This window comes from Sphingopyxis macrogoltabida (assembly GCF_001314325.1).
Classification (GTDB): Bacteria; Pseudomonadota; Alphaproteobacteria; order Sphingomonadales; family Sphingomonadaceae; genus Sphingopyxis; species Sphingopyxis macrogoltabida.
The window spans coordinates 16,611-30,117 of the sequence record NZ_CP009431.1; the positions used below are offsets into that span (position 1 = coordinate 16,611).

The 13,507-nt window shown below is 59.9% G+C and carries 13 protein-coding genes; 4 read left to right on the forward strand and 9 right to left on the reverse strand.

Translation table 11 applies throughout. From position 1 onward, the window contains the following. Positions 1-176 precede the first annotated feature (176 nt). Positions 177-1,742, forward strand: a complete 1,566-nt coding sequence (locus LH19_RS26980) for a trypsin-like peptidase domain-containing protein (RefSeq protein WP_054735482.1) — start codon at positions 177-179, stop codon at positions 1,740-1,742. On the opposite strand, the gene LH19_RS26985 is transcribed toward LH19_RS26980, so the two are convergent. The 3 genes from LH19_RS26985 to LH19_RS26995 all read right to left on the reverse strand — a co-directional run bounded on the left by LH19_RS26985 (position 1,743) and on the right by LH19_RS26995 (position 5,817). Continuing rightward, positions 1,743-2,570 (reverse strand): TauD/TfdA dioxygenase family protein, encoded by an 828-nt coding sequence (locus LH19_RS26985; RefSeq protein ID WP_054735485.1) that lies wholly within the window; start codon positions 2,568-2,570, stop codon positions 1,743-1,745. A gap of 299 nt (positions 2,571-2,869) precedes the next feature. Then, on the reverse strand, positions 2,870-4,240 hold the full coding sequence (locus tag LH19_RS26990) for a putative porin (RefSeq protein WP_054735488.1): 1,371 nt from the start codon (positions 4,238-4,240) through the stop codon (positions 2,870-2,872). Between the two features lie 221 nt (positions 4,241-4,461). After that, positions 4,462-5,817, reverse strand: coding sequence for an IS1380-like element IS1247 family transposase (locus LH19_RS26995; protein WP_006473457.1), 1,356 nt, complete (start codon positions 5,815-5,817; stop codon positions 4,462-4,464). Positions 5,818-5,904: 87 nt separating this feature from the next. On the opposite strand from LH19_RS26995, the gene LH19_RS27000 reads away from it, so the two are divergent. Next, complete coding sequence (locus LH19_RS27000) at positions 5,905-7,239, forward strand: hypothetical protein (protein WP_145923697.1); 1,335 nt, start codon at positions 5,905-5,907, stop codon at positions 7,237-7,239. Positions 7,240-7,570: 331 nt separating this feature from the next. Here LH19_RS27000 and LH19_RS27005 read toward each other — a convergent pair whose 3' ends face one another. After that, a complete protein-coding gene (locus tag LH19_RS27005; protein ID WP_054735494.1) occupies positions 7,571-8,419 on the reverse strand; it encodes a DUF7146 domain-containing protein in 849 nt (282 codons plus the stop codon). A 187-nt stretch (positions 8,420-8,606) separates the two neighbouring features. On the opposite strand from LH19_RS27005, the gene LH19_RS27010 reads away from it, so the two are divergent. Beyond that, a complete protein-coding gene (locus tag LH19_RS27010; protein WP_234716263.1) occupies positions 8,607-9,488 on the forward strand; it encodes a lytic transglycosylase domain-containing protein in 882 nt (293 codons plus the stop codon). Here LH19_RS27010 and LH19_RS27015 read toward each other — a convergent pair. The 5 genes from LH19_RS27015 to LH19_RS27030 all read right to left on the reverse strand — a co-directional run bounded on the left by LH19_RS27015 (position 9,468) and on the right by LH19_RS27030 (position 12,910). After that, positions 9,468-9,743, reverse strand: coding sequence for a hypothetical protein (locus LH19_RS27015; RefSeq protein ID WP_054735501.1), 276 nt, complete (start codon positions 9,741-9,743; stop codon positions 9,468-9,470). The genes LH19_RS27010 and LH19_RS27015 overlap by 21 nt on opposite strands. A 9-nt stretch (positions 9,744-9,752) precedes the next feature. Continuing rightward, entirely contained in the window at positions 9,753-11,228 is a 1,476-nt protein-coding gene (locus LH19_RS27020) for a helix-turn-helix domain-containing protein (RefSeq protein ID WP_082396447.1), read from the reverse strand. 370 nt (positions 11,229-11,598) lie between these two features. After that, complete coding sequence (locus LH19_RS28945) at positions 11,599-11,814, reverse strand: hypothetical protein (RefSeq protein ID WP_145923698.1); 216 nt, start codon at positions 11,812-11,814, stop codon at positions 11,599-11,601. Positions 11,815-11,904: 90 nt separating this feature from the next. After that, on the reverse strand, positions 11,905-12,315 hold the full coding sequence (locus LH19_RS27025; RefSeq protein ID WP_054735507.1) for a hypothetical protein: 411 nt from the start codon (positions 12,313-12,315) through the stop codon (positions 11,905-11,907). 121 nt (positions 12,316-12,436) lie between these two features. Beyond that, on the reverse strand, positions 12,437-12,910 hold the full coding sequence (locus tag LH19_RS27030) for a hypothetical protein (RefSeq protein ID WP_054590549.1): 474 nt from the start codon (positions 12,908-12,910) through the stop codon (positions 12,437-12,439). Between the two features lie 272 nt (positions 12,911-13,182). On the opposite strand from LH19_RS27030, the gene LH19_RS27035 reads away from it, so the two are divergent. After that, positions 13,183-13,500 carry a hypothetical protein gene (locus tag LH19_RS27035; RefSeq protein WP_054590550.1) on the forward strand — a complete coding sequence of 106 codons (318 nt, stop codon included), beginning with the start codon at positions 13,183-13,185 and terminating at the stop codon, positions 13,498-13,500. Positions 13,501-13,507 lie beyond the last annotated feature (7 nt).

The window sequence follows — 13,507 nt, forward strand, 5'->3', positions numbered from 1 at the left end:
TTGAGCCCATCCGCGTCCATCGCGAACACGGGCGTGAATTGCTGCGGGTCGAGCCCGCGAATGCGATAGGTCATTTGAATTGCTCCTGTGTCTGTTGAGACTTCATTGACCTATCCGCCGGATGATTGCGTCCCGAAGCTTGCGGTCAAAACATTTGACCGTCAAACAGCGAGAATATGATGCGTCTTCTCACTCTCCTGATGGCACTTGTTTTGGCCCTCTTGCCGATGATCGCCAGGGCTGACCCCGCCGATATCGATGCAGCTGCGCGCGGCGTGGTGCGGGTGGTCCTGATTGGCACCGACGGGCAGGAAGTCTTCCCGGTAAGCCATGGCAGCGGCTTTGCCGTGACTCCGACCATGATCGTCACCAATGCCCATGTCATCCGCGAGGCGCTGCATGACGACACATTGCGGATCGGGATTGTCCCGTCAGAAGGTGACGAGGCGGCCTATGCCAAACCAATTTCGGTCAGTCCGCGCAACGACCTGGCGTTGCTCCAGATCACCGGTGGCAGCCTGCGCTTCCCACCACTGACCATTTCGGGCGGCGTTTCGGGCGATATGGGTGAAGTTTCCGCCGTGGGCTATCCGATGAATGTCGATCGTGCGCAGGGTCTGGATATCAGTGACATCTTCCGCGCTCAACCTCCGGTCAAGAGCCGAGGATTCCTGTCGGGCGAACGACCCAGTCGCCAATTCGATTCGATCCTGCACACCGCGCCGATTGCGCGCGGCAATTCGGGCGGGCCGCTGCTCGATGGCTGTGGGCGCGTGATCGGGGTCAACAGCTTTGGCGCGGATTCCGAAGCCGGCGATGCAGAGTTCTACTTCGCCGTTTCGACCCGCGAGCTGCTGCCCTTCCTGCGCGAGAACGGGATCGACGCCCAGGTCAATTCACTCCCCTGCCGCAGCATAGAGGATCTCGATGCGGCGGAGCGGGCCCGAGTGGTGCAGCAACGTGCGGAAGCTCGCGAAAGACTTGCTCTCCGCGAGGCCGAGCTGCGCGACAAGCGCGCCCGCGCGCAATTGGAAGCGCAGGTCGCAGTGCAGGACGAGCGCGAGAGTATGGTTGCATTGGCGCTGGTACTGATCATGCTGGCCGGCGCATCCGGTATCTACGCCATGCAATTGCGCCAGAAGGGCGAAACCGACCAACGCTTCAAGATCGCCGTCGCGGTATCAGCTGCAGCGCTGCTCGGCGCGATTGCCGTTTGGCTGACCCGCCCGGGCCTGAGCGAAATAGACGAACGTGTGGCGGCGGCCATGGATGGCGAGCAAGGATTGGTCGGCCAGTCAGTGGCGCAGGCAAGTGAAAGCAATTTGCTGTGCACACTCGTTCCCGAACGCAGCCGGGTGACCGGAGCCAAGACCGACGATGTCGAGTTCGATTGGCAGGACGATGGCTGCGTCAACACACGCACACAATATGGTTATGCCAATGGCGAATGGAGCCGGGTATTCGTGCCGGACGACGAGGATGCGATTTCGGTTAATGTCTTCGACCCCCAGACGCAGACCTTCCGGACCGACCGTTATCCGCTCGGCCGGGCCGCCATGGCTAAAGCGCGCGACGCGCGCGCCGAATATTCGCCGCCGATGTGTGGGGCCGATAACGCTGCACAAGAATTGGGCGCACAGCAACAAGGCGTGCTCTCCATGCTCCCGACCCGGCCCAACGAGCGGTTGGTCTATAGCTGCGCGCCGCATGTGCGCACTGGCGGCGCAGGCAGCGGCGAATAGTTACGCCGCCAGTGCTTCTCCGCTCAACGTGATGCGGTGCATCTCGCGGGCATAGCCTTGATAATCGTTCAAGGCATTGTGCCAGGTGGTGCGATTGTCCCAGATCGCCACGGTGCCCGGCCTCCATTCGACCCGGCATTGGTTGTCGGCACTTACGGCCGCATCATAGAGCCGATGCAACAGCGGCAGGCTTTCCTCGCGCGTCTTGCCAATGAAATTGATCGTGAAGGCGCTGTTGACATAGAGCAGCTTGCGCCCGGTGTGCGGGTGGCGGATCACCACCGGGTGGATTGCGCCGGTCTTGAGATCATGCCCACGCAGCTCCGACGCCATATCGGTCTGCGCATAGATCCCATCGGCCTTATATACATGGTCGGCGGTGTGAAACGCCTCCAGACCTTCGATCTCGTGCTTCAGATCGCCGGGCAAGGAATCATAAGCCGCGCCCATGTGCGCGAATAAGGTGTCGCCTCCAGTGGGCGGCAAGACGCGCGCCACCAGGATTGAACCCATCGCCGGGATTTGGTCATAGGAATGATCGGTGTGCCAGGCGCCGCCGATATTGGTCTGCTGGTCGGCCTTCTTCCGCACCACTGCGATCTCGGGATATTGATCGGTCAGCGGGAAATAATTGTTGATGTCGATCCCGCCCCAGCGTTTGGCAAAGGCAATATGTTCTTCCGGCGAGAGCACCTGGTCGCGGAACACGGCTACGCCATGTTGGTAGATCGCCTGCTTGATCTCCTCCATTTCGGCATCGCTACAATCGCTCAACGATGTGCCAGAAATCTCGACCCCACATTTGGGGTTCATCGGCGCGAGTTTCATTGGCTGCTCTCCCGTTATGCTGCCTCTCTATCGAGATGAGATTACCTTGAAGATGCATCCACGTCAATCTTCTCTGTTTCAAGCGACTACCATAACGCAAATCGCTGCCATTCTGCTGCCGGAAGGCAAAAGAATTTGCCTAGCGCGTACAAACGCGTTGGGCATGGGCGGCCAGGGATGACGAGCAAGGCATCCTGCATCCGATGGCAAGCGATCGACGCGAGTGTCCCGCGGTTGGATGGCGCGCTCGGAAGTGGCGTTGCTGATCAACCAATATTTCGGAGCGCGCCTGAATTGCGTCAGAAGTTTACCAGCATGTTGAGCCGCAAACGGTTGGCCCATTCGCTTGCGCTGAACGCCGGGGTAAATAGCGGCGACTTGGCTTGATAACGATAATAAGTGGCGTTCAGGATGACGTTCGGCACCACGACGTAGTCGACCAGCAGCGTGTGCTGCCGATAGTTGGTCGCCAGATCGGTGTTGTCGTGGCTGAATGCCGCCAGCACGGCATCGACACCCGTTTCCGCATAGCCATAGCCGAACCGCCAATCATGCACCTTGCTCCCGCGTCCGAACAGCAGATCGACGCCGAAGCCGCTATCCTGATCGGTGGTCGCGCCAAAGTTGTGGACATAGTCGGCGACGATCCGCACTGGCCAGCTCTCTCCCAGCCCGTTGAACTGGACCGCGCCGATCAGGTTGAGCAGGTTGAAATCGGACAGATACTGCCCCGCCGCGAAACGGTTGGTGCGGAAATCGCCAGTGTCGCCACCGGCCAGGCTCGACAGCCGATAGTCGTAATAGCTTGCCGCGAGCTCAACCTTCACCGGCGCGGAAGCCGCCGTCTCTAACTGCAGTTGGCCGCCGATCATGCGGCTGTCCTCACCGCCGGTGGCCTCGTCGATGAGGAAATACATGCCGACCGCCTTGGCCGAAGCGCCCCCGCCGAGCGGCAGCCTGTACGCCCCGGACACGCCTTGCGGATTGACGTCGCCGTCCCACACCAGCTCGGTGCGGACAAATGGCTGCGGGATCTTGCCGGCAACCAGCGTCAAATCGCCAAAAGTGCCACGCATATAGGCCTGGTCGAGACTGACGGTCAGGTCGTCCACGAAATTGCCGAGTGTCTGGTCGGTTGAATTGGGGTCGTCGTTGTCGCCGGTCCCGAGCTGCCCGCCGATCGTCAGCCACCGATTAACCGCATATGCCGCGCGCAGACGTGCGCGAAGCACGCCGCGATCGCGGTCGCGGACTCCGGTGCGGCCGAAATTCGACTCGTAACGCACGCGCAAGTCACCGTTCACGGTCAGCTTTGAGGGCACCGAAGCCGGCAATGGGCCCGGGGCGGACCCACCCGCCGGGTTGACGGGCGCAGCGGCACCCGGCGTGTATTGCGCCGTCTGGAAAAGCACTGGTGAACTCGAAGCGCGGGATGCCTGCTGCATCACGGGCGCCGCTGCCGCGGGCGCCGGGGTCTGAGCGTTGCCCGGCTGGGCAGCGGCAAGCTGCGCTTCAAGCTGTGCGATGCGTGCACCGGCGCGCGCTTGCTCCGCCTTCATCTCCGCGATCTGTTGATGCATCTCCGCAAGGCTTTCGGCAGACTGCGCCAGCGCCGGGGTCGCAACGAGGATAGCCACCGGCGCGGCGGCGGCGAGGAAAAAACGATTCATCCTGCATTCCCCAAGTGGCGTGGCGTTTGAGGTGAAGATCGCCTGTATCCGAGCGCTAGACAAGGATTTTCTGCCGCAAGCGGCACCTGCGGTCGCGCAGACTGCTGGATCTGGACGGATCAGACCGCGAAGCCGCTGTTTCCTTGCCCAGGGGCGGCGTTTTTCAGCGCAGCGGACAGATCTGTCCAGCCGCTTTCGTTCAGTTTGAGCGTGGATCGCGATCATGCGCATAGCGGTGGCGCTCGCAATCGGCGGATAGCGGCGAGGATGGCGCGTACCATCGTGCCGGTGACAGCGACCTCGGCCAGCTGGAAGGTGATGGTGCGGGCGTGACGGACCACACGTGCCCCGATCTTGATCAGCTTCAGTTGCAGGCTGGTCAACGACCAGTCGGCCATGGCCTCGGGCAGCTCGATGCAGCGCAAGAAGGTGGCCAGGTTGTACGCCAGGGCGTGCAGTTGCAGCCGCACCTCATTGTCGCGGAACTTCCGGCACGACAGCCGCGTCCAGCGAAAGGCGTATTTGCCCTCTTTGATGTGCTGCTCGGCGGTGCCGCGCTGGTTGTAGAACCGCACCACCCAGTCCGGCTCCATCGGCAGGTTGGTGACGATGAAGCCGACACGCGGGAACAGTTCGCCCGGATGCCATTCGATCTTGGCGATCACCCGGCGTTCCTTGTCCCAGGACGCCGCCTGATACTCGAATTCCTCGAAGAACCGCTTGACCTTGGTCAGTGACGGCCGCCCGACAGGGCGCGTTAGCCGATGCGCGATCTTGTCCTTGAGGACCGCGTTTGCGGGCAGCCGGATGGCGTAGAAGAACCGCGCTTCTTCCAATCGCTCATAGATCGCCGGGATCGCGTAGGCAGCATCGGCCCGGAAGAACCTGCCACCAAGGTCGCGCTCCGCGTAGCGCGCAATGACGGGGTCGAGAACATCACGCCAGCCATCGGCGCTGTGGACGTTGCCATGGCGCAGGGCGCAGCGTTCCAGCATCCCGAACTGGTTGAACAGAAAGTTGGGGTGATAGCAGCTACAGTCGAAATGGCCATTCCAGGCGGACCCTTCCTGGTCGCCATGGGTCGGGCTGACCGAGCTGTCCATGTCCAGAACGATGTACTTCAGCCCGTTACGGTCATGGAACCGGTCGATCCATTGCCCGTTCAGGTCGGCCAGCGCGGCACGGTTCCCGGCCAGAGCCAGCGTCTCGGTCTCGAACCGTCCCATCTGCGATGCCGAGGCCGCTTGTGCATCGACCGCTCTGCCGCCGACAACTTGGCGCATGACCGGATCGCAGGCGAGACGGTTGGCGTCGTTGACATCCTCGTATCCGGCCAGCCGCCCAAAGACTGATTGCCGGAACAGGCCGTCGAGCCGATGGACCGTGTTCTTGCCAGAGCGAGTATCGCGCAGCGCCGCTGACGCCAAATCGGACAACCCGAGCGCGTCATCAAGCTCGCGCATCACCAGAAGGCCGCCGTCGGAACTGAGCTGCGTGCCGCGAAATTCCAGCCGCACGCGAGGGTCGAAATCCACCCGATCTGCCCGTTGCAAGCCCGCACCCTCTGGGTGATCCATGAAACGCGCCCCTCGCAGCCTTCAACACCATGTTTTATATAGGAAATATAATGGTCAGGACAGCGAAATCAGCGCCTTACTTGGGAAATGTGGGATAAATCAATCTACGCGCCACCAGCATGGGCAGACCAAACCCAGAACTGGCGATTCCAACTGGGCTACTTGCTTCGCTTTATTCTGACGACGCGTGTAGATTTCAGCCTCCCGGTACGTCGTTTGTCCTGGAAGGAAGCACAGCCACTGTATCGCCCGACGCGTGGCCACTGGCTCCAGCGTCAGTACGGCTTCTACAATGGCCACGAGGCGTTTGGTGACGATTGGCTTCCAATCTCACAATTTACCCAGGACCTTCTATTTTCGCTTCTTATCTGGCCTGGATGCCGGGACAGCAAGGACGACGGAGACGAGCTTTCGCTGGAAACGACCCTTGCTAATGTCAAGGCGGCGGTTGCCAGCGCGCACGCGGCCATTGGATCTGCGACTGGGCTCTTGATGATCAAGGTTGCGGCCCCAATTCCAGGCACGCGGAGGAAGGGTCGACCGCTTCGGGCGTGCGTTGTCCAGTCGATCATGCCCGAAGAGGCTGATTTTTCTGCTAGCGACCTTGAGATGCGCGAGCCAAGTCTTCGTCGCAAGCACCGCAAGCACCTATCGACGGCGCTCGCTGCGGTTGAGAAGATGCTCGACCTGCGAGAAACGCATAAGCCCGACAACAAGCGCCTAGACTGGCTGATTCTGCCAGAACTGTCGGTACATCCTGATGACGTCGCTACGCATCTCGTGCCATTCGCGCGTGCATTTAAGACGGCGATCCTGGCTGGGATGGTATATGAACAGGTCGTGCCTGGGCAGCCGCTCGTCAATTCGGCGCTGTGGGTCATCCCACGGATTGTCGAGGGACAGGGACTGCAAACGATCATCCGCAGGCAAGGCAAACAGCACCTCTCGCCAGTCGAGCAGCCGTTCAATGTCCCCACTGAACAGATCATCGGGTTTCGACCATGCCAGTGGCTCGTGGGATATGAGTGGTCACCTGACGTGGCAAAGGACCCGTTGTGGCTAACCGGCTCAGTCTGCTACGACGCTACAGACCTGAAGCTTGCCAGCGACTTGCGCGATATATCGGATGTGTTCGCTATCCCCGCACTCAATCGCGATGTCGGGACTTTTGACCAGATGGCTCAGGCCCTGCATTACCATATGTTTCAGCTTGTGCTGGTCGCCAATAACGGTGCCTATGGAGGAAGCAACGCGCACATGCCGAAGGGTGGCCCATACAGGCGGCAGGTCTTCCACACCCATGGACAGCCGCAGGCAACTATTTCATTCTTCGAGATCGACGATATCGAGGAGATGAAATCGCGCCGGCAGCATGGCCTCGCCAGCAGTGGCGAGTGGAAATATCCCCCCGCCGGTTGCTGACGTGAAGCAGGTGGGTCCTACCGGTCTACTTTCTCGAGATTCTGCAAAACCAGATTGATGAGCCGCAAAAGAAATTTGGAAGCGGACGGTCAGCAGCTGATTATTAAGAGCTTTGCGCTGTACGGCAGAGTTCGGCCAAAGCCGACTGACACCGACGCGTCCGAATGTCTGCTATTCAATTTGTACATCTGAAAGCGGTTGTTTCGGACAGTTCGCAAACTTCGCCATTCTGTTTTCGCTGCTCATCCGCCGTGAATGACTGAGAAGTCCGACGAGCTTAATCAAAGCGAGAAAAGTCGACTGCGCAGGCGGCGTGCTTTATGGCTTTCTTTCAATCCCATAGGTTGACCAGCTTTCTCTCCACATCTGCCCAGTCGTGGTATTCGCTCGGCGGCGCATCCCTATTGATGCACCGCCTCGGCATGCCGTGAGCGTCGACAGCTGCCATGGCCGCTGTTCGTCCCGGTCCGTCATTGTCTTCAGCTATGTACAACTTTGTAACGTAGGTCGGCACTCCGATAAGCGCGAGGCGCTCATTTCCTAGCGCTGCCCAGCACGGGATTTCCCTGATCAGTGTATAGCTTGCTGCATCCTCCATGCCCTCAGCAATGGCGAGCACGTTGCCTTCGAACCGTGGTGCCCAAGCACCCTGTCCGGGCTTTCCGAGCATAAACTTGCCCTCATGCCATGTTCCGTCGTTCGTGAGCCTGATCCGCTGGATAGCCGTCATTTGGTGCCCAGTTCTGACTGCGACCAGCACCGCGGGCCGGAAGATGGTTTTGGGCTTGTGGCCGAACGGGCACCTTGGATGAAAGCGTAGGTCGGGGAGGTCGAAAGGCAGTCGCCGCGATCGAAGGTAGACTTCGCCGAGGGTCCCCCGGATTTCTGTGCCCTGATCCCAGATCCTTCTGACATTGGGCGCAGTTCCTGCAGGACGGTAACTCGGGGGAGGGGAGTTCAGGATCGGTTTGGTCCGACCGATTTCGCGCAGGACATCGTCGCTGCGGCAGCCCGCGAAACAATGAACCAGAATACCCCGCTCGCCCTGCCTGACAGAAAGGGAAGGGGTTCTGTCTGCGTGCGCGGGGCAGACGCACATCGCGTAGGAGCCGTGCCAACGGCCCTTCAGTGCAGCAACGATGTCGATGGTCTGCTGGGTGGGTTTGAGCGCAATCAGCATAAACTCGCTCCTCTCAGCTCAGCCTCACCATCTTTCCCCTTTGGATCGGCTCGACCTTCTCCAGCACGGCTCGCGATGGCCAATGCCCCTTTCGTCTATGCGATGCCAGATTGTGGGCGATTGCCATGCGCCGCCTGTTCATTTAGAAACGTGAGGCGATATCCGAACCACGCCGAAAGGTGTGGTCATGAAAAATCTTCTATTTTTGTTGGTTGCTTTGACGCCGACGCCATCATCGGCGCGCGAAGCAATTCTCGACGTGTTTTCGCCAGAGGCAAAACCGGACTTCGCTGTGCTCGCCCCACAGTTGCGCGGGGCGGTCGATCTCGAGCAATCAGTGGAACCGCCTCCGGCTCCAGTGGATGCGTTTTCACAAGAGTTGAACGGCGACTTTGAGTTGATCCCTCACAGCTTCACGATCAATCCCTATGCCGCGCGTCCCGCTGTTCCTTCGTGGATGCGGGCAGGTGCATCATTCATGGGTCCTGCTTCTTCACCTTTCCGCCCTGTGCAGGATGACACACTCTGCCAGTCCCGCAGCTTCTTCCCGCGATATGGTATCAGCAGAGACGCCCAGGCTCGCCGGACAGCCTATTTCAATCTGATCGTCGACGTCGCTTGCGATGCCGGCGTGCCCGTTGTTCTGTTTGACGCCTTACTGGCGCAGGAAAGCAGATATCGCCCCTTTGCTCGCAGCAACTCCGGTGCGATGGGCATGGCTCAGCTGATGCCCGGCACGGCCCAATATCTGCGTGTCACCGATCCTTGGGATGTTCGGCAAAACCTTGTGGGCGGTGCGCGATATCTGCGCGAGCAGCTGGATCGCTTCGGGACATGGGAGCTTGCACTGGCTGCCTACAATGCAGGCCCGGGCCGTGTGGACCAGTTTGGCGGTATCCCCCCGTTTCGTGAGACCCGCAACTATGTGCGCACGATCATGGGCTCGATTGCCACCCCGAATTCGACTGGCGGTGTCTTACTGACCTCGGCAGCGCATCCCGCGCCCAATCCGTTTCGCCGGGTGATGCTTGCCTCGTTCGAAGGACGATCAGACGTTCCAGAACACTGAGAACCCAACGTGCCACGCATAGTACACACTGATCGCCAGGATGACGGGCGCGCCCTTGAGGTAGTTGAGCTGCCAGCGCAGCCAGAGCTTCGGGATGACCAGAGCTTTCTGGAGCCCCGTTTGGTGCGTGGGTCGCCATCTGCCACTGCGCCAGTCGTCGGCAGTCACTACCACCGCGAGCACTGCGCAGATCAGCGCCATCATTCCCACGCCGATGTAGAGCGATGTCCAAGCGATAAGGGCTTCCTGCTTCATGAGTCGGACCTAGTGCAGCGATGATCGAAGAGAGATACGCATTTTCGAAGCTCTTGTATCCCCCTGGCCGCATACTGCCTTTCTGCGGCCGAGCAGCGTGTGGCCGAGATTGAGCTCACCGCTGCGGGCGCGCCGCACCAGCGCCTGCATGTATGCATCGGGCGTCTTGCGGATTTGTCCGTTGGCCAGGTGATGCCCGGTGATCAGCGCGCACAGGAGTGCGATCCCTGTGCCCAGTGTCGCACTTGCCCGCGCTGCCGTAGCTTGACCTATCTGGCAGACGCGGGCGACCTCGTGGAGCTCGGTCAGGCCCGGTCGGGTTCCAATTTCGACCATGCCGTCGATAAAGGGGAAGAGGGCAGGGGCTTCGGCCCAAACGAACCCCGATCGATGGATGCCGTAGACATCATTCGCGTCGGCCGAGACCTGCGCGTTCTGACAAGCATCGGCTGTTTCTTGCTTTACCCTGTCGGCATCAGGCGTGGTTCGAACGTCATCAGGTTCCCGTCGGCAAGCGCCCTCTGCCAAGCCGTATACAGATTCAAGAGCTTCTTCAGGGCTGTATTGATGGTGGCCATCCCGGCGCACCCTAGTGTCCCCGGAAGGTGTCAGCGACGCAATGTCGTCGAGCGATATGCGCTCTGACAACCGATCAAGCAGCCGGGTCGCGACCTCGGCGAGGCGGCCGAGCACTGCGATCGCGTCCATGGATCCTTTCCGCCTCTGGTATGTGCGCCGCGCCGCAGCGATCGCATCGAGCTTCTTTCTGGCCTTGTCAGCCCAAAGGTGGCCCTGCTCGAACGGCCGCAGCAGCCGGTACGCGCTGCTTGTTGCCCTTCGAATTTGGTTGGGCAGGATCAGGTTTTGCGCGGCCAAGGCCTTCTCGGTGGCGGCCAGCTGTGTGAGGTAATCCTCAAGGAGGAGTAGCGGCGCCAGCGACCATCCTGATGCGTCGGAGCGATCCTCGCTGTCTCGTGACCCAAGAAATCGCTTGCCGTTGCCGGCGAGGCAATGGGGGATGATCAGGCCGTATTCGGCAAGGCGCCTGATGTTCTTGCGCGCGGCGGTCCATCCGATCCGGCATTTGAGATGGTCGTTCGAGGCGGCAATGAGCGGGCCGCAGCGGCTGTCCCAGTCGATATTCATGGCCGCGATGCTCGCGGCGGCATCGTAAAGATCGCGCCAGACGATCCTCGGAACATCGATCGTCACGGGCGGCATTCTCGCGAAGGTCTCGATGATATCGAGCAGTTTGCGCCTACGCTCTCTGCCTGCGTTTTCGGCCCCGGTATGTCCGAACGCTCGCATCATCTTGCTGACGCGCGCTGCATGTCTCGCCCGATCTAGCGGGTCTTCCATGAAAGTGATCATGGTCAGCCGTTCAGTCTCGACCATCCCCAGTTTTGGCAGACAGGCACCGATCGCTGCGGCTCCCCGGCGGCGGCTATTCACCTCCCAAGCTGCCTGATTCTGGACAATAGTCATCCCTTCGCTCCCTCAGTCCTGAGGTGCGGCACAGACAAAGAACATTGCCCGCAAAATCTGCGGAAAATGCTTGCAAGTTGTCAGGGAGCAGGTAGCTTGCCGTTGTCTCTCGCCACGCTTTGGCGCGGCAAATTACAGCTTCCTTCGAAAGGCCCGGGCGCTGCCCGGGTTTTTCATGTCTGCGTCGCTGACCTCCCTTTCATATGCACCAGCTGGTGCGGCGATCCTTGGCAGCGTTCGGGCGCGTTTCATCGCGCGCAGAAGCGCTTGTTTGCCATTCGGTCTGTTGCTAGAAAGCGAGGTGAACTTGGCGCTCTGGCAACAGGATGCGTTAAAGGGGGTCCCGTTGGCGCGGGGCCCCTTTTCAATTTCAGAGCATCATCGGTTGTCCTTCTGATGGTTCAGGTGATCTGACGCTGAGCGTTGTCGCCACAATCGCTGCGATGATCGCCTCTCGGGACGACAGATCATCCTTTTTGAGCTCGTCAATCATCGCAATCATGGCTCCTGGCAGCCAGATTTCGAGGGGGCGCAAACGACCCTGACGGCGTTTGCGTCTTTGCTCCGCTTTCGGGTGCTGCGCCATATTTGCGCTTCGCTGTGTGGTACAGGACATCTGCCCGTGACCAGTAACGCGGTTCGTCATGCAGCGTGGGCTCGTTTCGCCGTACAAGGCTCAAGCATACGCATGTTCAAAACCGCCGCCGTTATGCCGGCTTTCAAGCGACATGTGGTGTTTGGCGATGGCCGACGATGTCTTACGGGCGATCGTGTCACACAGGCTTTGACGAATGGTCTCGAACTGTCCTTCGCAGGCTGCGAGTTCGCTTGGTAGCCGGGCGGCCAGTGCGACCGCAACCAATGCCGTCGTCTCGCAGCATGGGTCTTCGTAGGAGCTAGCGCTTTCATAGCACAGCAGAACGAGGCCTGCTCGGATAGGGTCGATTTTCAGATGGAGCAGGACGCGTTGGAATTCGTCGATCGTAAGATTTCCATCTTCGACCTTGTCGAAGAACTTCTTCCGCCGACTCTCTTTGATCACGCCTTCATCGGTCAGTTTGCGCAAGCTTGTGTTCTGCAGCCTCATCTGTTCCTTGATGAGCGCTGCATACAGTTGGTTTACGCTGTGAGCTCTGCTGGCGACTCCATCTTCTGTCCCTTCGCACATGTGTGCCTCCACGATCCCATGTATTCCACTCCATGCAGTTTCATAGTTTGACTTTGTCCATTTGCATTTTGCAAGCGGAAAATTCGCCCTCTGCTACTAACATTGCGCAGAAAATCAGTGTTTCGCGCACCCCGCAATGAGCCTTGGTAGCAGCGTTCAGCTCGCCTTTCAGCCGCTCGACCGCCGCATTGTCCTTGGAATTGAGACGGACATAGATCCGAACGGGTCCGTCCACAGGAAGCAGGGTCTCCAGCGCTGCGGAATGTCCATCTTTGAGGGCTGGGTACCGCTCCAGCGCATGGAGAATGACGTCTTTGAACGTCACAAAGCGCGTCTGCTCGAGGCTGAGTGCTGCGATGGCCCTGACGATATCTTCGAAGGCGTGTGCGCTGATGGAAATCTCGTGGGCTACATACGTGTTTTTGCTCAATTCGATCTCCTTTCTCTCGATGTGGCAGCGTCTGAACTTGTCATCCTGCAACTGCGCGGTTTCCGGGTCATCCTTTTTGCGCATTTTTACCCGTGGGGCGGATTCCTCTCCACCTTGGGGCTGATTTTCGCCCGCTGTGGGGCACAAACATCCCCGGTGTGGGTCGCAAATTGGACCACGGTGGGAAATTCTCATTCCCAGTCTGGGAGCGAATCGAATCCTGGGCGGGGTTCAATTCTGCCCCAACCTCTCATTTCCTTAGAAATCCTGACACTTCGGTGTTGAGAAATGGTTCCTCCCGGGCGGACTTTGGCTGTGGCGGCAGACGCCAGCATCCAACCGAAAGGGAAATCTCAATGACAAGTCTCGATCTGAAGAATCGCAGCGGCACGCTTGCTGTTGCGATTGCGGCGCTCGCGGCCGCCAGCGTGTTCGGCGCTGATGCCGCAATGGCGGGGGCCGACACGACCTTCAACACCGCTCTCGCTCAGTTCACCGGCTTCCTTGAAGGCTCCGGTGGCCGGATCATCACCGTGCTCTCGCTCGCCGGCGGGATCGTGGCGCTTGCGTCGGGCCGCTTTTCGCTCGGCCAGGTCGCAATCCCTGTGGGAGTCGGCGTCGGCGCCGGGACCGGCATTCCGATTGTCACCGCCTCGGTTACCGGCACGGTCTGAACGCTGC

What these genes read in the sequence shown, in the direction of transcription:
- LH19_RS26980 (WP_054735482.1), top strand. Translation starts at nt 177, where the DNA reads ATGATGCGTCTTCTCACTCTCCTGATGGCACTTGTTTTGGCCCTCTTG.
- LH19_RS26985 (WP_054735485.1), bottom strand. Translation starts at nt 2,570, where the DNA reads ATGAAACTCGCGCCGATGAACCCCAAATGTGGGGTCGAGATTTCTGGC.
- LH19_RS26990 (WP_054735488.1), bottom strand. Translation starts at nt 4,240, where the DNA reads ATGAATCGTTTTTTCCTCGCCGCCGCCGCGCCGGTGGCTATCCTCGTT.
- LH19_RS26995 (WP_006473457.1), bottom strand. Translation starts at nt 5,817, where the DNA reads ATGGATCACCCAGAGGGTGCGGGCTTGCAACGGGCAGATCGGGTGGAT.
- LH19_RS27000 (WP_145923697.1), top strand. Translation starts at nt 5,905, where the DNA reads ATGTGGGATAAATCAATCTACGCGCCACCAGCATGGGCAGACCAAACC.
- LH19_RS27005 (WP_054735494.1), bottom strand. Translation starts at nt 8,419, where the DNA reads ATGCTGATTGCGCTCAAACCCACCCAGCAGACCATCGACATCGTTGCT.
- LH19_RS27010 (WP_234716263.1), top strand. Translation starts at nt 8,607, where the DNA reads ATGAAAAATCTTCTATTTTTGTTGGTTGCTTTGACGCCGACGCCATCA.
- LH19_RS27015 (WP_054735501.1), bottom strand. Translation starts at nt 9,743, where the DNA reads ATGAAGCAGGAAGCCCTTATCGCTTGGACATCGCTCTACATCGGCGTG.
- LH19_RS27020 (WP_082396447.1), bottom strand. Translation starts at nt 11,228, where the DNA reads ATGACTATTGTCCAGAATCAGGCAGCTTGGGAGGTGAATAGCCGCCGC.
- LH19_RS28945 (WP_145923698.1), bottom strand. Translation starts at nt 11,814, where the DNA reads ATGGCGCAGCACCCGAAAGCGGAGCAAAGACGCAAACGCCGTCAGGGT.
- LH19_RS27025 (WP_054735507.1), bottom strand. Translation starts at nt 12,315, where the DNA reads ATGAGGCTGCAGAACACAAGCTTGCGCAAACTGACCGATGAAGGCGTG.
- LH19_RS27030 (WP_054590549.1), bottom strand. Translation starts at nt 12,910, where the DNA reads ATGCGCAAAAAGGATGACCCGGAAACCGCGCAGTTGCAGGATGACAAG.
- LH19_RS27035 (WP_054590550.1), top strand. Translation starts at nt 13,183, where the DNA reads ATGACAAGTCTCGATCTGAAGAATCGCAGCGGCACGCTTGCTGTTGCG.